This is a genomic window from Mesorhizobium sp. YR577, assembly GCF_900116595.1.
In the GTDB taxonomy this organism is placed as follows: Bacteria; Pseudomonadota; Alphaproteobacteria; order Rhizobiales; family Rhizobiaceae; genus Mesorhizobium_M.
The window spans coordinates 6,332-31,380 of sequence record NZ_FPBI01000018.1 but is presented as its reverse complement, the minus strand read 5'-3'; the positions used below and the strand labels follow the sequence as shown (position 1 = coordinate 31,380).

Sequence of the window (25,049 nt, the reverse complement as noted above, 5' to 3'; positions counted from 1 at the left end):
CTGCCGATCAGTAAGGGCAGGCGTTGTCCGACATATAGTCGTGAACCTTGACGGTGCCGGCGATGATGTCGGCCTTGGCCTTTTCGGCGGCGGCCTTGATCTCGTCGGTCACGAGGCTCTTGTTGTTGTCGTCCATGGCGTAGTCAACGCCGCCTTCCTTGAGGCCGAGGTCGTTGATGCCGGCGGTGAACTTGCCGTCCTTGGCGTCGGTGAAGGCGTTGTAGACGGCCACATCGACGCGCTTGACCATGGAGGTCAGGATCTTGCCCGGCTGGAGGCCGTTCTGGTTGGAATCGACGCCGATGCCGAGCTTGCCGGAATCGGCTGCCGCCTGAAGCACGCCGACGCCGGTGCCGCCTGCCGCAGCGTAAACCACGTCAGCGCCCTGCGAGATCTGCGCCTTGGCGATTTCGCCGCCCTTGGTCGGGTCGTTCCATGCAGCCGGCGTGTCACCGGTCATGTTCTCGATGACTTCGGTCGCACCCGCTGCCTTTGCGCCGCCGACATAGCCGCAGCCGAACTTGCGGATCAGCGGAATGTCCATGCCGCCGACGAAGCCGACCTTCTTGGACTTGGAGGCGATCGCCGCCATGACGCCGACGACATAGGAGCCTTCCTGCTCCTTGTAGACGACCGAACGGACGTTCGGCTTGTCGACGACCATGTCGATGATGGCGAAGCTGGTGTCGGGGAAGTCAGCGGATACCTTTTCCAGCACCGCCGCCCAGGAGAAGCCGGCCATGACGATCGGGTTGTTGCCGTCTTCGGCGAATTTGCGCAGCGCCTGCTCGCGCTGGGCGTCGTTCTGGATTTCGAAATCGCGATAGGCGATGCCCGACTCGGTCTTGAACTTCTCCGCGCCGTTGAAGGCGGCCTCGTTGAAGGATTTGTCGAACTTGCCGCCGAGATCGTAGATGATCGCCGGCTTGACGTCCGCGGCAAACGCCGGGAAGGCCAGTGCGGTTGCGGCCAGGAGGCCGAGAACAATACGCTTCATGTGATCCACACCCTGTCGGTTATTTTTCCAATAACGTACCGCGTGGATGCCTCGGTCCCCGGGCGCCTCGCGGCACATGGCGGGAAGTTTGCCCTCCCACTCAACCGGCAGTCTTGCACGGCGAAAAACAAAATTCACGCGGAATCTTGACCACTTGGAAAAACGCTGCGGCAGGTGCGCCGCAACGAGTATTTTCGACCACGGCGTGGTTTCAGGTCAGGCCTCGGCAGACACCACCTGCGGCATGGCGCAGGCCACGCCGGTGCCCTTCAGGTTGCAGTAACCGTAGGGATTCTTGGCCAGATATTGCTGGTGGTCTTCCTCGGCGAAATAGAACTCCGGCGCCGGCGCGATTTCCGTCGTGATCTTCTCGCGTCCAGCACTGCTCAGCGAAGCCCCATAGGCGTCGCGCGAAGCGATCGCGGCCTGATATTGCGCGTCGCCGAAGGTGTAGATCGTCGAGCGATACGTCGTGCCGACATCGTTGCCCTGGCGCATGCCCTGCGTCGGGTCGTGGTTCTCCCAGAACGCCTTCAGGAGATCGGCATAGGAAATGATCTTCGGGTCGAACACGACCAGCACCACCTCGGCATGACCGGTCAGGCCGGTGCAGGTTTCCTGATAGGTCGGGTTCGGTGTCACGCCGCCGGCATAGCCGACCGCGGTGACCCAGACGCCGTCCATCTGCCAGAACATGCGCTCGGCACCCCAGAAACAGCCCATGCCGAACATCGCCGTCTCCAGCCCTTCGGGATAAGGGCCTTTCAGCGGGCGCTTCGAGACATAATGCTTCGAGGCGGTCGGCATCGGTTTGTCGCGGCCGGGCAGAGCCTCTCCAGGCTTGGGCAGCTGCAGCTTCTTGTTCAGCATGTCGCTCAGGAAAAACATGGCATTCTCCCTTTCCGGGTTGCGGGCGCTCGGCACCCTGTTTGTTCGTCCAGACGCCGCGTCTCGCAGCGTCCGATCAGCTCTCGGCGATGAAGCGGCCAATGCGGCGCGGCGGTTTGCGCCCGATGGCGTACAAAAGAAAGGCAAGCACGCCGAACACGATGAACCCCGGCTGGTTGAGGATGCCGGTGATGACCGGATCCCACACCAGCGGGTGGATTTTGGCGCGTACGAATTCCTGCACGGTGTTCAGCGTCTCAGGCGACACCGCGAGCCAACTGGTGGCAAGCGGCGTCATAACCAGTTGTGACGCCGCCACGGTGCGCGTGGCGTCGAGCACGGCCATGATTACGGCGATCGCAAGCGCGACCATTGCCAGGAGCCTGAACAGCAAGCGCAAACTTCAAATCCTCCGGAGCTTTCGACCAGATAGATATGGCGCGCGACGCTCCTTCGCAATCACCCACCATGAATTTGACCCTATGACGCCTATAAAGCGCACTCGGAATAAAGTTCTGCGCCAACCAACAAACAATATGTCCGGCAGGCTTGGCATTCGGCGCAGGATCGACTAGATGAGCCCGGCGCACTGATGCCAGAGGCATTTGTCGCGCATGGAGAGGTGGCCGAGTGGTTGAAGGCGCACGCCTGGAAAGTGTGTTTACGGGAGACCGTAACGCGGGTTCGAATCCCGCTCTCTCCGCCAGATAATCACGTAAATGCCCCCAGCCGGCTTGCATCGAGGACGGTGATCGATCTGTCGGCACGCTTTATGATGCCCTCATTTTCCAATTCATGCAGGCTTCGATTGGTTCGGTCGCGCGAAAATCGATGAGATTTTCGTCTCCCGTCCCGCCGCCAGATCCAATCATGGGATCTGGGTTCATGCGGACTACGCTTGGTCGATAATCTGCAGGGCAGTCCAACTGCCCAGCGCCCTCGAGAGCAGGTTCGCTTCTTCCTCGCCCCCATTCAGTTCGTGGTGGAGCCGGTCGGAGAAAAATCCGTTGCCGACGCTGGCATGGCGATCGGCACTGTGACCGGTTATCGAACCGGTGGACAGATCGAGGCGGAACGTATCCTCGACCACTCCATCCTCGCTGACAGCCTGGACGCGCAGGTCGATGAACTGGAGACCGGCCGGCGGTTGCCCGATCGTCACCCCGTTGCGCGTAACACCCAGCCATGCCGGCAGCGCACGCCCATCAGCCTGCGTCACCCGAAACTCGATCGCATCTCCGCTGCTTCGCCTGGAGATCAGGATATAGAGAAGACCTTCATTGAAGATCGTATCGACCTCGAACCAGGTCCGGTCATCGCCCGCATCGGCCAGGTGGATTGTCGAGCCGCCACGCAGCTGTTCGACCATGAGATCATCGATCCGCTTCGTGCTGTCGGACCATTCACCGATCTCTCGAACCGCATGGAGCACCGCGCCCTCGGCTGGCAGGCCGGAAATGCTGTTGAGCGAGCGGAAGGCGTTGACGACGCTGTCTATTGGCCCGTCGGCGGTGATGCCGTCATAGATGCTGCCGAGATCCCCAATCGATCCCGATATCTCGCCATCAACGGAAACGTCGGGCGGGCCCGGTATTTCCTCTTCGGGGAAGACCATCGGCGGATCGATCTCGAGCGGCGGACGTTCCGTCTCTCCCGACGGCCGCACATTGAGCGTGATCGTGTAGGTCAGAGTCGTGGTGCCGTCGCTAACCGTATAGGTGAAGCTGTCGGGACCGTTGTAGTCGGGATCGGGCGTGTAGGTGAACGTACCGTCCGGATTGACCACCAAGGTGCCATGACCGGGCTGCGAACCCGCACCATAGATCAGCGGATCGCCGTCGACATCGACCGCGACCGGCAACCTGCCATGAAGCGTCGTGTCTTCGTCGGCGTCGATCGTTGCGTCGGACCCGACAGGCGCGTCGTTGACCGGCGTCACGTCGATGGAGACGGTATAGGTCACCGTCGTCTTGCCGTCGCTCACCGTGTAGGTGAAGCTGTCGGGCCCGTTATAGTCGGGGTCCGGCGTGTAGCTGTAACTGCCGTCCGGGTCGACCGTCACCGTGCCATGGCCAGGCTGGGAACCCAGGCCGTAAGTCAGCGGATCGCCTTCCGGATCGGTCGCCGCCGGCAGCGTTCCGGTGAACGGCGTGTCTTCGGTCGCGGTGATCGCAGTGTCCTGGCCCACCGGCGCGTCGTTTACGGGCGTGACAGTCACGGCAACCGTTACGGTAGTGATCCCGCCATGTCCGTCATTGACGGATACCTGGAAAGTCTCGGTGCCGTTGAAGTCGGCGTTCGGGGTGTAGATGTAGGTGCCGTCGGCATCGAGCACGACGGTGCCGTTTGGTGGCTGGCCGACCAGCGTGAATGTCAGGGCATCGCCATCGACGTCCGTTGCCCTGATCACGCCGGCGACCGGTGTGTCTTCCCGCGTGGTGTGGGAAGCGCCGGAGGCAACCGGCAGGTCGTTGACCGGCTGCAGGATGATCGTTGACGTATCCGTGTCGGACAGCGGCCCGCCACTGCCGGTGTTGCCACGATCGTTTGTCGTCATCGACAGGGTGACCGGATCATTGGAATTGGCAACCGGCGTATAGACCGGGGCCGAGGCGCCGGCGAGATAGGCATTGATGTCAGCCAGCGTTCCAGACAGCGTGATGGCACCGGTGCCGGAACCCGTCACGGTGACACCTGCGGCCGAGGCTGCCGCCAATGTGCCGGCATCCACCGACAGCGTGACCCTGATCGGCCCGCTGCCTGCATCGACATCCGTCACCGCAAGACCGGCAAGCGTCAGCGGCTGGTCTTCGGTGCCGTTGAAGGTCGGCGGCAGAGTGTTGACCGGTGCGTCGTTGACCGGCAGAACCACGCCGTTGACGATCGCCTGAACGCTCGCGGTGCCATCCGACACGGTATAGGCAAAGGACGGCGCGCCGTTGAAGTCGGGGTTGGCCGTGAAGCGCAGCGTCCCATCGGCGTTCAACGTCACCGTGCCGCCGGTCACAGCCACCGAGCCACCAGCCGCTATCGGCTGGCCGTTGATCTCGGTTACCGTCAGCGTGTCGCCATCCACGTCGCTGTCGTTCTGCAGCACCGGAATATCGACGGTCCCATCCTCGTTGACGACAAAGCTGTCGTTGCGGGCAACCGGGATGTCATTGACTGCGGTCACGTTGATGGTGACGGTCGCGGTGTCGAAGCCGCCATTGCCGTCGCTGATCCGGTAGGTGAAGCTATCTACGCCGTTGAAATCAGCGCTGGGGATATAGGTGAAGGTCCCATTCGCGTTGAGCACCACCGAGCCGTTGGCCGGCTGTGTCACCAGCGACGCCGAAAGCGGGTCACCATCAGGGTCGCTGTCGGCACCGTTGCCGTTGTCCGCAAACACCGAACCGGAAAGGCTACCGTCTTCGGCAACCGTGAAGTTGTCGTTGACCGCATCGGGCGCGGGATTGGTGACTGTCCAGGTGAAGGTGCGCGCAATCGTTCCGCCATTGCCGTCATCGGCCATGACGGTCACGCTGTAGTTCGTCGTGCCTGACGGTCCTGATGCATCGCGATCGATGGTGCCGCTGATCAGCCCGGTTGCCGGATCGAAGGTAAGGCCCGGCGGCAGGCCGGTGACGTCGAAGGTGAGCGTGTCGCCATCGACATCGAAGAATGCCGCGCCCGCATCGAACGACACCGCCGCGCCATCCGAGTTCGACTGCGCAGGCAGTGTCGTCGCGTTCGGTGCATCGTTCACGCCGGTCACGGTGACCGTCAGCGTCGCCGTATCGGTGCCGCCGTGACCGTCGGAAACAGTGTAGGTTATCGTCGTTATGCGTGTCTGGCCGACCGGCAGATTGTCGAAATCGGTACCCGGATCGAAATTGAAGGAACCGTCCGGCTGGATTGTGAAAGCGCCGCCATTGGTGCCTGCGACCGGGGCCGCCACGCCGCCCGTCGCTGCTCCGACACCCACCACGGTCAACGTGTCGCCGTCCACATCGCTGTCGCGGCCCGGAACGTCGAGAATGACGTTACCGGATGCATTGGTGTTCTCAGTCGTCGCAGCCGTATCGTCGACCGCCACCGGCGCGTCGTTGACCGGCCCGACATTGACGGTCACCGTCGCCGTGGTTTGTCCGCCATCGGCATCGGCGACAAGGACAACGAAAGTATCGGTGCCGTTGAAATTCGCATCCGGCGTGTAGGTGTAGGAGCCGTCGGCATTGACGATTACGGTTCCGTTGGCCGGGCCCGTTTGCAGTGAAACGGTGATTTCCGAGGGCGGATTGTCGACATCGGTGAAGCTGATCAATCCGCTGACCGGCGTGTCCTCGACGATCGTGTGGGTGTTGTCCTGGGCAACGGGCGGATCGTTCACCGGCCCGACCGCCACCGACACCGTGTAGGTCACGGTGGTGGCGCCATCGGTCACCGTGTAAGTGAAGCTGTCGGCGCCGTTGTAATTGCCGTTCGGCGTATAGGTATAGGTGCCGTCCGGATTGACCGTCACGGTGCCGTTCGCCGGCTGCGAGCCGACGCCATAGGTCAGCGCATCGCCATCGACATCCGTCGCCACCGGCAAGGTGCCGCTGACCGGCGTGTCCTCCTGCGTTCCGATCGCCGTATTCGAGCCGACCGGCGCATCGTTCTGGCCGTTCACGGTAACGGTGAAGGTTGCCGTCGACGTGCCGCCCTGGCCGTCCGAGATGGTGTAGAGGATGCTGGTCGTGCGGCTTTCGCCAACCTGCAGCGTATCGAAGTCCGTGCCCGGATCGAAATCATAGCTGCCGTCTGCATTGATGGTGAAAGTGCCGCCTGCCGAGCCGGCAATGCCCGTTCCAACACCAGCCGGCACGCCATTCACGGCGCTGACCACGATCGTGTCGCCATCAGGATCGCTGTCGGGACCATTGCCATTGTTGGCGAAGACCGAGCCGGATACCGGCGTATTCTCGTTGGTCGCGGCGCTGTCGTCGCGCGCGATCGGCGCCGGGTTGGTCACCGTGATCGTGAACGTTTCGCTCGCCGGATTGCCGGCAGTATCGGTCGCGGTGATCGTCACGGAATAGACGCCCCCGCCAACCTGCGAGGCATCGCTGGCCACCGTGCCGGTGATGAGCCCGGTCGCCGGGTCGAGCGAGAGGCCGGCTGGCAGTCCGGTCTGCGAGAAAGTCAGCGTGTCGCCGTCGATATCCGTGAAATAGCCGGACACGTCACGGGAGATCGCCTGGGCATCGACATAGGATGCATCGGGAATGTCGCTGCCGACCGGCGGGTCCTGATCCGGCGTCACGTCGATGGAAACGGTGTAGGTGACCGTCGTGGTGCCGTCGCTCACCGTGTAGGTGAAGCTGTCGGGTCCATTGTAGTCTGCTGCGGGCGTGTAGACATAGGTGCCGTCGGCGCTGATCGAGACCGAGCCATGTGCCGGCTGTGTCGCTGCCGCATAGGTCAGGCTATCTCCGTCAACATCGGTCGCTACCGGCAAGGTGCCGGTAAAGGGCGTGTCCTCGACCGCCGTGATGGCATCATTCGCGCCGACGGGCGCGTCATTGGCACCTGTGACGACGATGGTCAGCGTCGCCGTTGCCGTGCCGCCATTGCCGTCGGAAACCGTGTAGGTGACGTTGGTTGCGCGCGTTTCTCCCAACTGGAGGTCGTCAAAGGCCGTCAGCGGATCGAAACTGTAGCTGCCGTCAGGGTTGATGGTGAATGAGCCGCCATTCGACCCCGTCACGGTGCCGCCCACGGCTCCGCCATTAACGGCAGTCACCACCAGTGCATCGTTTTCCGGATCGCTGTCGTTGCCGAGCACGCCCGGCGCGTTGCCCGTCAGCGGCGTATTCTCGCCGGTGGTTGCCGTATCATCGACCGCGACCGGGTTATCGTTCACCGGAACGACGGTGATCGTCGCAACGGCCGACGCGGATGTCGCGCCCTCCGCATCGGTCACGGTAAATGTCAGCGTTCTGGCGCCGGTCGCAGGATTGTCGCTGGTGTTGTCATATTGCAGTGCCCGAACCAGGGCACTGACCGCGCTGCCCGACATAGGCGCAGTCGCGCCTGCTGCGTTCTCGAAATGCAGCCCGCTGGCACCGTCATAGGTGAAAGCAAAGGTAGTGCCGCCAAATGCGATGGTGCCGCTACGGGCAGTGCCATAGACGAGATCGACCGACCCGTTGAGATGGATGCGCTCGGCGCTGCCATTGACGAAACCGGCGAGCGCAACGTCAAGGCTGACGATCTGGTCCTCGACATCGAAGGCAACGGCATCGCCATTGGCGATCATCACCGGGCTGCCGCCCTCTGTGAAACTCGCGGAATTGCCCGTTCCCCCGGTCGAGGCATTGAGATCTATCGCAGGCACATCGTTGACGGCATTGACCGTGACGGTGATCGAAGCATCGGCAAAGCCGCCATTGCCGTCGCTGATGCGGTAGCCGATGACCGCCGTACCATTGAAGTTGGCGGCCGGGGTGAAGGTCAAGGTGCCGTCGCCATTCAGGCGCACGGTGCCGGTGGCAACAGCGACCGTTCCATTGGCCGCGATCGGCTGGCCTTCGATCTGCGTGACGATCAGCGGATCACCATCCGGATCGCTATCCGCACCGCCGGCGCCGCTGGTGGTTCCGGCTCCGGTGATCGGATTGAAGGTTACCGGAGCGTCTTCACTGGTAGCGACCGTATCATTCGCCGCTACCGGCGCAGGGTTGGTCACGGTAAAGATGAAGCTCGTCGTTGCCGACAGGCCGGCGCCGCCATCGCGGTCATTCGCGACGACCGTCACCGTATAAGGGCTGCCCTGCGAGGCATTGGCGGCAAGCGTGCCCGAGATGACGCCGGTTTCGGGATCATAGCTCAGGCCGGGCGGAAGGCCGGTGACGGTGAAGTCGAGATCGTCCCCATCGACATCGCTGAAGAAATTCGAGACGTCGAGATTGACCGCAGAGGAATCCGGCTGCGACCGGTCCGGTATGGTGCCGGCAACCGGCGCATCGTTCACCGCGGTCACGCTGATGGTGACGGTCGCGGTGTCGACGCCGCTGTTGCCGTCGTCGATCGAATAGGTGAAGGATTCCGTGCCGACATAGTTCGGGTTCGGCGTAAAGCGCAGCACCATGTCGGTGCCATCCATGACCAGGCGGACCGAACCGTTGGTCGTCTGCACGGACGGGCCGTCGAGGATCAGGTCGACGCCGTTGACGCTGATGACCACGCCGGTATCGCCGTCTGGATCGCTGTCGTTGGCGAGCACAGGGATGTTGACCGGCGTGTCCTCGGCCGTTGTCGCCGTATCGTTGTTCGCTTCCGGCGCCAGATTGTTGACGATGAAGGTGAACTGCGTCGAGGTACTGCCGCCCGGGAAGCCATCGCTGGCCGTGACCGTGACGACATAGTTCTGCCTGCCCGTCGGGCCGGAGGCGTCAGGCGCGATCCTGCCGGAAATGACGCCGGTATCCGGATCATAGGTCAGGCCCGGCGGCAGGCCGGTGATGCTGTACGTCAGCGGGTCGCCTTCCGGATCGGAGAAGTTGCCGGTCACATTGAGGCTGATGACATCGCTGTCGTTGCGCTGCATGTTCGGGATCGGCGTCACGCTTGGAGCGTCGTTCTCCGCGCCGACATCGACGGTGACGATGCCTGTCGAGAAGCCGCCCTGCCCGTCACTCACCCGGTAGACGATCGTGTCGGTGCCATTGTAGTCGAGGTCAGGCACATAGCGCAGCGTACCGTCCGGATTGATCGTGACGGTGCCGTGCCCTGCCTGCGGCGGGAAGGCCGGATCGACAAACAGCGTATCGCCATCGGGATCGGTGTCGTTGCCGATCACATCGATGCTGTCGATGGCGGTGTCTTCGGCGGTCGTCGCGGTGTCGTTGACCGCCGTGGGTGCCGGATTGGTGACGTTGAAGGTGAAGGTCTGCTGGGCCGTGCCGCCATTGCCGTCGCTGGCCGTCACGGTCACCGTATAGGGACCATCGACGGAAGCATCGTTTGCGATGACGCCAACGATGTTGCCGGCGGCGTCCATCGATAGACCGGGCGGCAGACCGGTCGCGCTGAAGGCCAGCGCGTCGTCTTCGACATCATGGAAGAAGGCCGCCACATTCAGCGGATTGGCCGTCATCGACTGGCCGTCGGCGTGGGTGTAGGGCGGGATCGTGCCCGCAGTCGGCGCGTCGTTGACGCCATTGACCGTCACGGTGATCGTGGCGGTATCGCTGCCGCCATCGGTATCGGTGATGCGATACGTCACCGTGGTGGTGCGGGTTTCTCCGAGTTGCAAGTCGTCGAATGCCGTGCCGGGATTGAAGGTGTATGTACCATTGGCGTTGATGACGAAGGTACCGCCGTTGGAGCCGACGACGGGCTGGCCGACAGCGGCTGCATTGCCGTTCACCTGATCGACCGCGATCGGATCGCCGTCGGGATCGCTGTCGTTGGAAAGAGCATTGCCACCGCCGGAGGCATTCTCCGACACGGTCAGCGTGTCACTGAACGCCTTTGGCGGCAGGTTGGAAATGATCCAGGTGATCGTCTGCTGGACCGTGCCGCCATTGCCGTCCGAAGCGGTGATGGTCCCGACATAGGGATCGTTGTTTGAGGCATCCGCCGGCAGCGTTCCAGTGATCATGCCGGTATTCGGATCTATGGACAGGCCGGGCGGCAGACCCGTCGCGGAGAATGTCAGCGTATCGCCGTCAACGTCGTCGAAGTAACCGCTGACATCGTAGCTGACAGCTTGTGCATCACTGTCGATCTGTGTCGGGATCGGCGCGACGGTCGGCGCATCGTTGACCGGCACGACGGTCACCGTAACCGTTGCGGTCGACGTGCCGCCGTCGCCATCGGAAATCGTGTAGATGATCGTATCGGTGCCGTTGAAATTGGCGTTCGGGGTATAGCTCAACTGGCCGTTGGCGCCGATCGTCACCGTGCCGTTGCCGGCGCTCGCCGCGGTGACCGTCAGCGTATCGCCGTCCGGATCCGTATCGGCTCCCGCCGCCCCGCTCGTGGTACCTGCGCCGGTGATGACGTTGAACGATGCCGTCGCATCCTCATTGACCGTCACGGCGTCATTGGCAGCCGTCGGCGCCGGATTCGTCGCTGTCAGGTCGAAGGTCTGGGTGACCGAAAGCCCGGTGGCGCCCGATCTGTCATAGGCCGTTACGCTGACGGCATAGACGCCGCCTGTGCCGCCCTGGCTGGCATTGTGGTCGATCGTGCCGGAGATCACGCCGGTCGCGGGATCATAGGTCAGCCCCGCCGGCAAGCCGGTGATCACGAAATTGAGGCCATCGCCATCGGGATCGGCGAAGAAATCGCTGACGTCATAGGTGAATGCCTGGCCATCCGCGCGCACGCGATCGGGGATCGGATTGGTGACGACCGGATCGTCGTTGACCGGCGTCACCGTGACCGTGACGGTCGCCGTATCGACGCCGCCATTGCGGTCGTCGATCGTGTAGGTGAAGGATTCCTGGCCGGTATAGTTGCTGTTCGGCGTAAAGCGCAGCACCTCTTGCCCGGCACCGTTGAGCACCAGCTGAACCGTTCCATTGGCCGTCGCAATCGCCGGGCCGCCGACCGTCAGCACCACATTGTTGACGCGGATCACTTCATCGGTGTCGCCGTCTGGGTCGCTGTCGTTGGCGAGAATGGCGATATCGACCGGGGTGTCCTCGGCCGTTGTTGCAGTGTCGTCTTCGGCAACTGGCGGCAGGTTGAGGACGGTATAGTTGAAGGTGACGGGCGTCGTTCCGCCATTGCCGTCGCTGGCTGTCACCGTAACCGTATAGATCTGCTCGCCGGTCGAGCCGGAGGCATCGTTCTGGATCCTGCCTGAAATCACGCCGGTGGCCGGGTCGATGGTCAGGCCGGGCGGCAGGCCGGTGGCCGAGTAGGACAGTGCGTCTCCATCCGCATCGGAGAAGAAGGCCGACACGTTGATCGAATCCGTGTCGCCATCGTTGCGCGTGCGATCCGCGATAGGCAGGCCCGAAGGCGCATCATTGGCCGCATTGACCGTTACCGTCACCGTTCCGACGGCCGTTCCGCCATTGCCGTCAGAGATGGTGTAGGTGATCGTGTCGGTGCCGTTGAAATTGGTGTTCGGCACATAGGTGACCTGGCCATTCGCGCCGATGGTCACCGTGCCGTTGGCGGCACTGGCTGCCGTTACCGTCAGCGGGTCACCGTCCGGATCGCTATCGGCCGTGCCGCCGCTCGCCGAACCATCGAGCACATTGATGGTGACCGGCGTGTCCTCGTTCGTCGCGGCAGTGTCGTTGACCGCGACCGGCGGCGGATTGCTCACCGTGAAGGTGAATGTCTCGCTGGTCGTGCCGCCATTGCCGTCGCTGGCTGTCACCGTGACCGTATAGACACCGTTTCCGCTCGGCCCGCCCTGGCTTGCCTGCCGATCGATGGTGCCTGAAATAACGCCTGCCGCGTTGATGCTCAGGCCGGCCGGCAACCCGGTCTGCGCGAAGCTCAGCGTATCGCCATCGACGTCGCTGAAGAAACCGGAAACGTTGAAATTGATGCTGGTTGCGTCCGGATGCGACCGGTCGGGAATAGGTGTGCCAACGGGCGCATCGTTCTGCGCCGTGACATTGACGGTGATCGTGTACTCGTTCGTGCCGCCATTGCCGTCGCTGACAACGAAACTGAACCTGTCCGTGCCGTTGAAGTTCGGGCCGGGAACGTAACTGTAGGTTCCGTCCGGATTGATGGTGACGGAACCATGCCCCGGCGTGGTCGTGCCTGCCGAATAGGTCACCGTGTCGCCGTCGAGATCGGTAGCGGGTGGCAAGGTGCCGTTGAGCGTGCCGTCTTCCGGCGTCGTGACGGTCGCATCCGATGACACCGGCGCGTCGTTGATTGCGACGACCGTGCCGCTGACGGTTGCGGTCGCCGTGCCGCCTTGCCCATCCGAGATCGTGTAGGTGAAACTTGGCGTACCGTTGACATTGGCGTTGGGCGCAAATGTCAGCGTGCCGTCCGAATTGAGCATCACGCTGCCGCCGGTGACAGGGACCGAACCGCCGACGGCTATGTTCGCGCCGTTGATCTGCGTGATCGTGATGCTGTCGCCGTCAACATCGCTGTCATTGGCGCGGACATCGATGATGACCGGCGTATCTTCGTTGGTGGTGAAGCCGTCATTCACCGCCACCGGCGGATCGTTGACCGGAGCGACCGTGCCACTGACGGTTGCGGTCGCCGTGCCGCCCTGCCCGTCCGAAATCGTATAGGTGAAGGATGGCGCACCGTTGAAATTGGCAGTGGGCGTGAAGGTCAGCCGGCCATCCGCGCCGAGCGAGACTATGCCGCCCGCAACCGCGACCGAGCCACCTGCCGCGATGTTCTGGCCGTTGATCTGCGTGACCGAGAGCGCATCGCCTTCAATGTCGGTGTCGTTAGTCCGGACGTCGAAGATAGCCGCGGTGTCTTCATTGGTGGTGAATGTGTCATCCACCGCAACCGGCGGGTCATTCACGGGATTGACGGTGCCGTTCACCGCCGCCGTCGACGTGCCGCCCTGGCCATCGGACACGGTATAGCTGAAGGAAGGCGAACCGTTGAAATTGGCAGTGGGCGTGAAGGTGAGCGTGCCATTGGCGTTAAGCACCACCGTACCGCCAGTCACGGCAACGGACCCGCCAACGACAATGGCCTGGCCGTCGATCTGCGTGATCGTCAGCGGATCGCCGTCGGCGTCGCTGTCATTGCCAAGCACGGCGATATTCACCGCGACATCCTCATTCGTGGTGAAGCCATCGTCGACAGCCACTGGCGCGTCCTGCACCGGAATGACCGTTCCGTTGACTGTCGCCGTCGCCGTGCCGCCCTGCCCGTCCGAGATCGTATAGGTGAAGGACGGCGCGCCGTTGAAATTGGCAGTCGGCGTGAAGGTCAGCGTGCCATTGGCGTTCAGCGTAACCGTGCCACCGGTAACGGCGACCGAGCCGCCGGGTGCGATGTTCGTGCCATTGATCTGCGTCACCGAAAGTGCATCGCCATCGGGATCGCTGTCATTGCCGCGCACGTCGAATGTGGCGGCGACATCCTCGTTTGTCGTGAAGGTGTCATTGGCAGCAACCGGCGGGTCCTGTACCGGATTGACCGTGCCGTTCACCGTGGCAGTCGCAGTGCCGCCCTGCCCGTCCGAAACCGTATAGGCGAAGGATGGCGTGCCGTTGAAATCGGGCGCCGGCGCGAAAGTCAGCGTGCCGTTGGCATTCAGCGTGACAGTGCCGCCGGTGACGGCCACCGACCCTCCGGCGGTAATGTTCTGGCCATCGATCTGGGTGACCGCGAGCGTGCCGCCGTCGACATCGCTGTCATTGGTGCGCACGTCGAACGTGACAGGCGTATCCTCATTGGTCGTGAAGGTGTCGTTGGCTGCAACCGGCACATCGTTCTGGCCTGTCACCGTAACCGAGACGACCGCCGTCGATGTTCCGCCCTGACCGTCCGAGATCGTATAGGCAACCGTCGTCGTTCGCGTCTGCCCCGCAGCAAGATCGTCAAAGCTCGTTCCGGGTACGAAACTATAGATACCGTCGGCGTTGATGGTGAAGGTGCCGCCGTTGGAGCCCGTCACCGCAGCGCCTACGCCGGCGGCACTGCCGCCAACCGCGGAAACCACTATCGGATCGCCATCCGGGTCGCTGTCGGCGCCGTTGCCGTTGTCGGCAAAGACCGAGCCGCCGAGTGCCGTATTTTCAGTTGTCGCCAGCGCATCGTTGCGGGCGACCGGCGCGGGGTTCAGAACCGCCCAGGTAAAGTTCCGGCTCGTCTGCAAGCCGGTGCTGTCGGTCGCGGTAACGGTGACCGCATAGGGGGCCGAGGCACTGGCGCTGCGGTCGATCGTCCCGGAGATGACGCCGGTCGCGGGATCGATGGTCAGCCCAGCCGGCAAGCCGGTCGCGGTGAAGGTCAGCGTGTCGCCGGCATCCGGATCGCTGAAATTGCCGCTTACATCGAGCGTGACCGCCTGCGCGTCATTGGAGGCCTGGCCCGGGATCGGCGTCGATACCGGCGCATCGTCCGTTCCGATGACGGTGATCGTCAGCGTCGCCGTATCGACGCCGCCATGACCATCGGAAACCTGATATGTCACCGAGGTGGTTCGCGTCTGGCCGGCTGCGAGATCGGCAAAAGCGCCGGCCGGATTGAACACCGCCACGCCGTCAGCACCGACGGTGAATGTGCCGCCGTTGGATCCTGCCACCGCGGTGCCGACATTGGCGGGCGCCCCGTTGACCTGCGCGACCGTCAAGGTGTCGCCGTCCGCGTCGGTGTCGTTGGTGACGACGTTGACGTTGGCGGCGGTGTTGGCATCCGTCTGCGCCGCATCATTGACGGCCACCGGCGCATCATTGACCGGATTAACGGTGACGGTGACCGTGTACTCCACCGTCACGGTTCCGTCGTTCACCGTGTAGGTGAAGGTATCAGGGCCGCCATAGTTCAACGCTGGCGTATAAGTGTAGCTGCCATCCGGATTGATGGTGACGGTGCCATGCGCCGGCGCGGTTGCACCCGCACCGTAGGTCAGCGTGTCGCCATCGACATCGGTGGCCGTCGGCAGGTTGCCGGTGAAAGGCACGTCTTCGTTGGTCACGATCGCTGTGTCGGCCGCGACAGGAGCATCGTTGACCGGTGCAACGGTGATGACCGTCGTGTCGGTGTCGGTCAGGACGCCGCCGGCACCGGTGTTGCCGCCGTCGCTGGTCGTCATCGTCAGGGTAACAGGGCCGTTGAAATTGGCGACCGGAGTGAAGGTCGGCCGGGACGCCGAGGCAAGGTATGCGTTCAGATTGGCAACCGTACCGGAGAGCACAAGCGTGCCGCTGCCGGAACCGCTGACGCCAACGCCGGCACCGGCCAGCGCGGACAAGGTGCCCGAGCCTACATTCAGCGTGACCGTGACAACGCCGCCTGCCGCATCCACGTCGCTGATCTGCAAGCCCGTAAGGCCGAGCGCGGTGTCCTCGTTTACACCGTATGAAGCCGGCAAAGTATTTTCTGGCGCATCATTCACGGTGGTGACGTTGAAGGTGAAGACATTCGGCGTCTGGTCGGTATCCTGCCCGCCGTTGGTGGTGCCGCCATTGTCGCGCACCTGGAAGGTGAAAGACGCCAGGGCGGTGCCGTTTGCGTTGGCGGCCGGCGTCCAGGTCAGGTTGCCGATATTTGCCGCCGTGATCACCTGGCCCGCCGTCACCGGCGTTCCACCGAGCGACAGCACGCCATTGGAAGGGACCGTTGTGATGACGACCGCCGCAAGCGTGTTGTTGGGGCTGTCATTCGGATCGGAGAAGCCGAAATCGGCAGCGGTAAAGGTGAAGCTCGTGTCTTCGCCAATCGTCACGGTGCGGTTCGTCCCGGCCGGCGCATCATTGACCGGCGTGATCGTGATCGTTGACGTATCGACATCGACAAGCGCCGGGCCGCCGGTATTGCCGTTGTCGCTTGTGGTCATGGTCAGCGTCACGCTGGCAGTCGCATTGGCGGCGGGCGTATAGGTCGGCCGTGTCGCGCCGGCAAGATAGGCGTTGATGTCGGCAAGCGTGCCGGAGAGCGTAATCGAGCCGCTGCCCGAACCGCTCACGGTGACGCCGCCGGCCGCGCCGGCAGTCAACGCGCCTGCATCGACGGAAAGTGTCACGGAAACCGTGCCCGAGCCGGCATCGGCATCTGCTATCTGCAAACCGGTAAGACCGAGCCCGGTATCTTCGAGTGTCGAATAGGCCGACGGCAGGGTGTTGGTCGGCGGGGTGTTGATGGAGGCGACCGCGACATTCACCGTCGCCGTTTCGGTTACCCCGCCGGAAGTCACCGTATAGGTGAAACTGAGACCGCCGTTGAAACCCGTCGTCGGGGTGAAGATGAGCTGCCCGGCCGTGTTGAGCTGCACGGTGCCGTTGGCGACGGCGACCGCCGCGCCGTTCGGCGTGACAGCAAGCCCGTTGACCGCCGTGATGGCACGGCCGGTGTTTTCGAAACTGTCATTGGCGAGCACGGAGATCGTTACGGGCACGTCTTCATCCGTCGAGGCGTTGTCGTCGCTTATGTCGGCCACCGGCGTAACGGTGATCGCTATCGTGTTGTTGTCGACAAGCGTGCCGTCGGAGGTCTGGATGCTGATCTGTGCCGGCCCGTTGTAATCGGCCGTAGGGATATAACCGGCACCAGCCAGGGCGGCATTGATTGCCGCCGCCGTGCCGGAGAAGGTCATCGTCGTATCGGACGTGCCATCGCCCGTGGAGAATGTCAGGCCGGCAGTGCCGGCCAGCGAAAACGTGCCGTTCGTAACCGACAGCGTCACCGTGAGCGTACCGCCGTCGACGTCGTTGACGGTGATCGGATTGCCGGCGGACGGCGTGAAGACAATCGTGGTGTCTTCTGCCGTCGTCTGCGCGGTCGGCACCGTGTTGACCGGCGCATCGTTCACCGGATTGACGGTAGCCGTAACCGTGGCGGTCTCCGTCACGTCGCCGGAAGTTACCGTGTAGGTGAAGCTCGTCGTGCCGTTGAAATTCAGGGCAGGTGTAAAGGTGATCGTACCGTTGGCGTTGAACGAAACGACCCCCTGCCCGGCCGGCGGCTGGGTGACGGCGGAAATGACACGGCCCGAATTCTCGAAGCTGTCCGCCGAGGCGCCATTGGTGCCGGTAATGACGTTGAAGCTTATCGGCGTGTCTTCGTTTGTCGTCACGGTGTCGGCGACGATATCAGCCACCGGCGTGACGGTGATCGCCACCAAATCGGTATCGGAAAGCGTACCGTCGGAGGTCTGAACAGTCAGCTGCGCCGGGCCGTTGTAGTCCGCGGTCGCATCGTAGGTCAGGTCCGCCAGTGCCGCATTGATCTGAGCTGCCGTACCGGAAATGGTCACTGTGCCCGTGCCGTTTCCACCGATCGTCGCCCCGCCGCCAGCGGTCACGGCAAGCGTGCCATTGGTGACGGTCAGGGTGGTCGTCAGCGTGCCGCCATCGACATCGGCCACGGTAACGCCGTCGATGGCAAGCGAGGTATCTTCAGCGATCGACTGTGCGCCGGGAACGGTGTTGACGGGCGCATCGTTCACCGCCGTGACCGTGACGCTGACAGTCGCCGTTTCCGTCACGCCGCCGGAGGTAACGGTATAGGAGAAATTCGCCACGCCATTGTAGTCGGCATTCGGCGTAAAGGTCAGCGTACCATCCGCATTGAGCCTGACCGTGCCGTTGGCAACCGATACGACACCGTTCGCTACGATCGAGCTTCCGTTGACCGCGGTGATTGCATGGCCAGCGTTTTCGAAGCTGTCATTTGCATCCACATTGATCGTGACCGCTGCGTCTTCACCGGTTGTGGCGGCATCGTTCACGATATCTGCAACCGGCGTCACCGTGATGGTGCGCGTGTCCGCATCGGTCTCGATACCGTCGCTGCTCGTCATGCTGAGCGTTACCGGGCCATTGAAATCCGCCACCGGCGCATAGGCCGGCGCGGCGGCGGATGCGAGATAGGTGTTGATGGACGCCAGCGTCCCGGTCAACGTGATCGTGCCAGTGCCGGAACCTACGACCGAGACACCGCCGCCATTGGCCGCCGTCAACGTGCCCGAACCGACGCTCAGCGTGACGGTGATCGTGCTCGCACCTGCATCGGGATCGCTTACCGACAACCCGGTCAGCGCAAGCGTGGTGTCTTCGTTGACGGTCCAGCCGGCTGCCGGAAGTGTGTTGACCGGCGCGTCATTGACCGCCGTCACCGTGACCGTAGCCACGGCGGTGTTCGAGTCCGCAGCACCATCGTTGACGGTCACATTGACCGTACGCGTGACGGTCGAAGGATTGTCCGAAGTCGAGGCATAGCGCACCTGCTCCAGCGCCGTCTCATAGTCCGCCTTGGTTGCAGAGCCGGTCAGCGTCAGCGTGAAGGTTGCGGGATTCCAGGTCGCGGTGATCCCCGTCGGCAGCGTACCGGCAATCGACAGCACGTCGCCGGCCTGGCCATTGGCAATGACGAGCGTTGCCGACGCCATATTCGCGCTGTCGATGTCGGTGATGAGGCTGTCCGTGTCGACAATGGCGACGCCAGCGCCGTTTTCCGTATAGCCGGTGGAGTAGCCGGTTCCCGAACCTGATGCGTCGAGATCCAGCACAGGTCCATCGTTGACCGGGTTGACGGTGATCGTGCGTGTGTCGGTGTCGCTCAGCACGCCGCCGGAGCCGGTGTTGCCGCCGTCGCTGGTTGTCATCGTCAGCGTGACAGGCCCGTTGAAATCCGTTGCCGGAGTAAAGGTCGGGCGCGAAGCACCCGACAGGAATGCATTGATGTTGGCGAGCGTGCCCGTCAGTGTGATCGAGGATGCGCCCGAGCCGGCAACGGTTACACCGCCTGCAGCAACGGCAGTGAGATTGCCCGAACTGACCGACAGGACCACGGTCATGGTGCCGCTCGCGGCATCGATATCGGCAATCTGCAGCCCCGTCAGGCCGAGCGCTGTGTCCTCGTTCGTCGCATAGCTGGCCGGCATCGTATTGACCGGCGCATCGTTGACCGACGCGACAGTGATCGTGCGCGTATCGGTATCCGTCAACGCTCCGCCCGAGCCGGTATTGCCGCCGTCATTGGTGGTCATCGTCAGCGTCACGGGGCCGTTCGCATCGGATGCCGGCACAAAGAGCGGTGCAGCAGCCGATGCCAGATAGGCGTTGATGTTCGCCAGCGTGCCGGTCAGCGTCAGCGAGCCGCTGCCTGAACCGCTCACAGCGACCCCCGCGCCGGCAGTTGCAGTCAGCGTGCCGGCGCCGACACCCAGCGTGACGGTGATCGTGCCGCCACCAGCGTCGGAGTCAGCAACGGAAATGCCCGCCAGCGCCACAGCCGTGTCTTCGTTGGTGGTCCAGCCTGCGGCGGGCAAGGTGTTGACCGGTGCATCATTCACGGCATTGACGGTAACCGTGACGGTCGCGGTTTCAGTCACGCCGCCCGATGTCACCGTGTAGGTGAATGATGTCGTGCCGCTGAAATCGGCGGCCGGGGTGTAAGTGAGCGTACCATCGGCATTGAACGAGACAGAGCCCTGCCCCGCCGGAGGCTGGGTCACCGCGGTGATCGCGCGCCCTGCGCTTTCAAAGTTATCCGCCGACGCTCCGTTGGTGCCGGTGATGGCATTGAAGCTGATCGGCGTATCTTCGGCAGTCGTGACATTGTCGGCGACGATATCGGCAACCGGCGTCACCGAAATCGCGACGGTGTCGGTATCGCTCAGTGTTCCATCGGACGACACGACTGTCAGCGTATCGCTGCCGTTGAAATCCGCATTGCCCTGGTAGCGCAAGGAGGCGAGAACGCTGTTCACCTGTGCCTGGGTACCGGAAACCGTAACGGTGCCGGTGTTGTTGCCAGTGACCGTGCCGGCGACGACGGATGGGGAAAGCGTGCCGTTGGCGACGGACAGGGTAACCGTCACCGTGCCGCTATCGACATCGGCAACCGAGATGCCGGATATCGCCGTCAGCACGTCCTCCGAAACGGTAGCCGAGACCGGGACGGCATTCACCGGCGCATCGTTGACGGCGATGACATTGACGCTGGCGACAGCGGTGTTGGAGTTCGCAGCACCATCATTGACCGTGACATTGATGGATCGTTGGGTCGTCGACGGGTTCTCGGACGTCGAGGAGAAGCGCACCTGCTCAAGCGCTGTCTCGTAGTCGGCCTTGGTCGCCGAGCCGGTCAGTGTCAGCGTGAAGATCGCAGGATTCCAGTTGGCGGTGATCCCTGCCGGCAGGCCGCCCGCAATCGCAAGCACATCGCCGGCCTGGCCATTGGCGATGACGATCGTTGCCGACGTCATGTTGGCGCTGTCACCATCGGTGATCAGGCTGTCGATATCGGCGATCGCCACTCCGGCACCGTTTTCGGTGTAGGTGGTGGAGAAGCCGGTTCCGCCGCCCGACGCATCGAGGTCGAGGATGGGCGCATCATTGACCGGGTTGACGGTGATGGTGCGGGTGTCGGTGTCGGTGAGCGCACCGCCGGTGCCGGAGTTGCCGCCGTCATTGGTCGTCATCGTCAACGTAACAGGCCCGTTTGCGTCCGCGGCCGGCGTGAAGACGGGTGCCGAGGCCGAGGCGAAATAGGCATTGAGCGCCGCAAGCGTGCCGGTGAAAGTAACCGGGCCTGTGCCGGAACCGAAGACGCTGACGCCGCCCCCTGACGCCGCAGTGATGATGCCGGAGTTGACGCTGAGCGTGACGATGACCGTCCCGCTATTGGCATCGGGGTCGCTGACCGAAATGCCGGTCAGCACGAGGCTGGTATCTTCATTGGTGGTCCAGCCGGCGGCCGGCAATGTGTTCACCGGCGCGTCGTTGACGTCGGTGATCGTCACGACAGCGACCGCCGTATTCGAATTCAGCTCGCCGTCATTGACGATGACGTTGATCGTCCGGGATGTTGCGGCGCCACCAGCGGTTGGGTTGTCGGAGGTCGACGAATAGCGGATCAGCTCGATCGCCGTCTCGTAGGCGGCCTTGGCCGCGGAGCCCGTCAGCGTGAGCGTAAACGTGGCGGGGTTCCATGTCGCGGTGATCCCGCCGGGCAGGGGTCCGGCAGTCGACAGCAGATCGCCGGCCTGCGCGTTGGTAATGACGATCGTTGCCGACGTCATGTTGGCACTGTCGACATCGACGATCAGGCTGTCGGTGTCGGCAATGACGGCTGCCGTTGCGCCCTCGGTGTAGGTCGAGCTGAAGCCGGTCCCCGCGCCTGACGCATCAAGGTCGATCGTCGGCACATCGTTGACGGGGGTGATGGTGATCGTGCGGGCATCGGTGTCCGTCAGAGCGCCGCCGGTGCCGGTGTTGCCGCCGTCATTGGTCACCATCTGCAAGTTTACGGGGCCGTTGGCGTTGGCAACCGGGACGTATACAGGCGCGGAAGCAGCGGCGAGATATGCGTTTATGTTGGCGAGCGTACCCGTCAGCGTGATCGAGGAGGTGCCCGAACCGGCGACCGTCACGCTCCCTGCGTTCGCGGCGGTCAGCGCGCCCGTGTCGACATTCAGCGTAACCGTGATCGTTCCCGCACCGGCGTCCGGATCGGTGACGGACAATCCATTGAGAACGAGGCTGGTATCTTCATTGGTCGTCCAGCCTGAAGCCGGCAGACCGTTGACTGGCGCGTCGTTGACCGCAGCAACCGTGATCGTCGTTGTCGCCACGGCAGAATTCAGCGCGCCGTCATTAACGGTCACGTTGATGACGCGCGCGGTCGTCGACGGGTTGTCTCCGGTGTTGGAGAAGGTGACGCCGCGGATCGCCGTCGCGTAGTCCGCTTTCGTGGCCACGCCGGTCAACCGTAGGGTTATCTGCCCTGCGACGGACGTGTCGATGGAACTGGCGATGCCTGCGGGCAGCGCGCCGACATTGAGAACGTCACCGGCGAAAGCATTCGTCAGCACGATCGTCGCCGATGCCATGGTGGTGCTGTCGACATCGCGCACCGTGTTGTCCGTATCCGATATGGCGACCGGCGTTCCGTTTTCGGTATAGGCGCCGCTGAAATTCACCCCGGCAGTCGCATCGACCTGGGTCAGCACGCTGACATTGTCGATGAACATGTCGTCACGGCCGGGGAACAGAATGTTGCCGCCCGAGTCGTAGGCAAACGCGAGCGCGCCCGTCGCGGCGACGGTAGACGGCAGGTTGATTGTGATCGGCGTGCGCGTCCAGGCGCCGAAGGTCGAGCTGGCAACGGTAGCGGGACTGCCCGATGCGCCATTCAGATAGGTGATCGTCGCCGTATTGGCCGCTCCGGACGTGTTGCCGCTGGTGATCCGCGCATAGACGACACCGCCGACCGATATTTCCAACGTCGCCGACGAACTGTTGTCCGCCAACGCACCCGACGGGTTGTTCCAGCCGAACTCGAATGTCAGCTGCGCAGCACCCGACGGTGCGGAGCCAACATCCCAGCCTGTTATTCCGGATTGAGACAACGCGCCGGTGGCGTTGTCTCCCGTCCAGGCAAAGCCGCCATTGCTGGTTGCACCCGTTCCGCTGGTCGTCCAGCCGGTCGTGCCGGTGAAGCCGCCATTGGAAACGATCTCGGTCGGATTGGTGCCGGAGTTCAGATCCACAACGGGCGCACGGCCAATGTTGATGGTCGTGTTCGCTGTCGTCGCATCCGACGATATCTCGTTGAAGACCGAAACCGACAGGCTGCGATTGACGAGGACCGCGCTGGTTGAATTGAACATCACCTGACGGAGCGCCGCCTGGTAGGCCGCCTCAGTCGCGCTGCCGGTCAGTGTTACCGTGCTGCCGACGATCGACGCCGTGATACCCGACGGCAAGGTGCCGACGACGCTCAGCGTATCTCCGGTCTGCGCATTGTCGATGGTTACCGTGGCGCGCGAAATGTCTGCGATGACATTGCTGACGGCAATGTCGGAATCGACGACGCCGACAGGCGTATTGCTGCCCACACCATAGGACGTGACATAGTTGTTGCCAGTGGCCGTACTGTTGTTGGCGTCGAGGTCGAGAGCGGTGTCGCCATCGAAAACGAGACGGTAGCTGAAGGTCGTCGCCGAAGTGATGGCACCGAGGTTGAACTGGACGCCGAGACCGTTGTCCGTGCTCGCGGCCGTGGTGATCGTGTTGGTGATGTTGCCGCCGCTCGCCATGCCGGTGCTGTAAAGAGGCGCACCATTGTAGACGCCGGAATAGAAGCGATCGAACTGTCGTCCGCCATCCACCTCGGCGAAACCGACGAATACCTCGCTGGCCGTGCCGAAGTCGCGGCGCGTTGCAATCACCTGGACGTCTGCGGAAGTGCTGGTTGTCGACCCAACCCCGGGGGCAAGCGCATAGGCCGGCCCCGCATCGGAGCCGCCAAGGTAAGTGTCTGCCGCGTGATACCATTTTATCTGAGCGGTATTGGTCGACGGCGGCGTAACCGTCACAGTGTTGGTGAAGTATTTTGCGCCGGCAATGTAGGAGGTCAGCACCGTTGCCTGAACGTCAGCGTTGGCTTGATAGCCGGCGACGCCATTGGCGTTGTAGTACATTGTGGTGGTCACCACGTATGGGTCAGCGGCGGTGCCGGTACCTGTCAGTGTTTGGTTGAGTGGCAGCCATCTGTTGGCCGCCACATCAATGTTGGTGTCCGGGCCGACAAGCTGGGTGCCGACGGCCATGTACATGCCGTTGAGCAGGTCGATGGCGGTATCGGTTCTGTTCGGTGAGTAGAACTGGGTTTGGTTCTGATAGAGAACCTGCATCTGGCCGAGATTGGTAACGTAGATCCTCAGGCCATCCGCCCCGCTCGCCAAAACACCGCCTGTCGGGTTGATCGTCAACTGGGCAAGCAGGCTGTCATAGCCATGGACATCGATGGCATCGGTATCGATTAACCCGACGCGATACTCCAGATCCCAGTTGCCGCCGAGTTCCTCCGCTCCCGTATTGTCACTCGTGGCGGCAACGTCGGCGCCGGTCAGGTCGCTCATCAGATTTGCGGCGCGTATGCCGGCTTCGCCCTGGGCGAAGTTGCAGCCATAGATCATGATATCGGCATCGTCCGTCAGGACAGATCGCAGACTCTGCAATTCATCCTTGTATTCACCAGTCATCGACTCCGTGGTCAGCGTCGCCGAGCCGAGCGACAGCGTGCCCTGATTGCCGTGCGAGATGATGTGGATGGCCTGCACGTCCTCCATGTTCTGGAGAACCTGTGCCATCTGCTCGACGCCATCCCTGTTGGCATCGAGCACGACGATTTCATAATCGCCCTCGATGCCCTTCAGAAGCTCGTCATAATCGGGGACCGAGCTGTCGACGAAAACAACCTGACTGGGCTTCTCAACTTCTGGCTGAGGAGCATCCCCCGTTTCCGGCACGGTGTGCCGCAGCGCTTCCACCAGGGCGGCATGATCGGAATTGCCGGAGCTGCCATCCTGCGACACCTCGGCAGGATGCGACGGCTCTGCATGCTGGGCTTTCTCAGCGGCCGCAGCACCGGCAGCATCGAACGCGATGCGCTGCTCGAGTTCCATGAGCATGGTGGCGTATTTATTATGGGATTTGCGAGAAGAAGCGGCACCGCCGGTTGAGCTGGACTTCGGGTCACGGAAGCGTTCATTCATAGCCGCACT

4 protein-coding genes and 1 tRNA gene are annotated in these 25,049 nt (G+C 63.0%); 1 reads left to right on the top strand and 4 read right to left on the bottom strand.

Annotated features, from left to right (window positions below):
- Positions 1–7: 7 nt before the first annotated feature.
- The 3 genes from BM413_RS23330 to BM413_RS23320 all read right to left on the bottom strand — a co-directional run bounded on the left by BM413_RS23330 (position 8) and on the right by BM413_RS23320 (position 2,258).
- Complete coding sequence (locus BM413_RS23330) at positions 8–997, bottom strand: BMP family lipoprotein (protein ID WP_091917252.1); 990 nt, start codon at positions 995–997, stop codon at positions 8–10.
- A 216-nt stretch (positions 998–1,213) separates the two neighbouring features.
- Positions 1,214–1,885 (bottom strand): peptide-methionine (S)-S-oxide reductase MsrA, encoded by a 672-nt coding sequence (gene msrA, locus BM413_RS23325; protein WP_091917251.1) that lies wholly within the window; start codon positions 1,883–1,885, stop codon positions 1,214–1,216.
- 76 nt (positions 1,886–1,961) lie between these two features.
- Positions 1,962–2,258: a hypothetical protein gene (locus tag BM413_RS23320; protein ID WP_091917338.1), complete on the bottom strand. Its 297-nt coding sequence runs from the start codon at positions 2,256–2,258 to the stop codon at positions 1,962–1,964.
- A gap of 243 nt (positions 2,259–2,501) precedes the next feature.
- On the opposite strand from BM413_RS23320, the gene BM413_RS23315 reads away from it, so the two are divergent.
- Positions 2,502–2,591, top strand: a tRNA-Ser gene (locus BM413_RS23315).
- A 186-nt stretch (positions 2,592–2,777) separates the two neighbouring features.
- Here BM413_RS23315 and BM413_RS23310 read toward each other — a convergent pair.
- Positions 2,778–25,040 (bottom strand): Ig-like domain-containing protein, encoded by a 22,263-nt coding sequence (locus tag BM413_RS23310; protein ID WP_091917250.1) that lies wholly within the window; start codon positions 25,038–25,040, stop codon positions 2,778–2,780.
- Between the last annotated feature and the right edge of the window lie 9 nt (positions 25,041–25,049).

Coding starts and splice junctions, on each gene's coding strand:
- BM413_RS23320 (WP_091917338.1), bottom strand. CDS start 2,258: ATGGTCGCGCTTGCGATCGCCGTAATCATGGCCGTGCTCGACGCCACG.
- BM413_RS23310 (WP_091917250.1), bottom strand. CDS start 25,040: ATGAATGAACGCTTCCGTGACCCGAAGTCCAGCTCAACCGGCGGTGCC.
- msrA (WP_091917251.1), bottom strand. CDS start 1,885: ATGTTTTTCCTGAGCGACATGCTGAACAAGAAGCTGCAGCTGCCCAAG.
- BM413_RS23330 (WP_091917252.1), bottom strand. CDS start 997: ATGAAGCGTATTGTTCTCGGCCTCCTGGCCGCAACCGCACTGGCCTTC.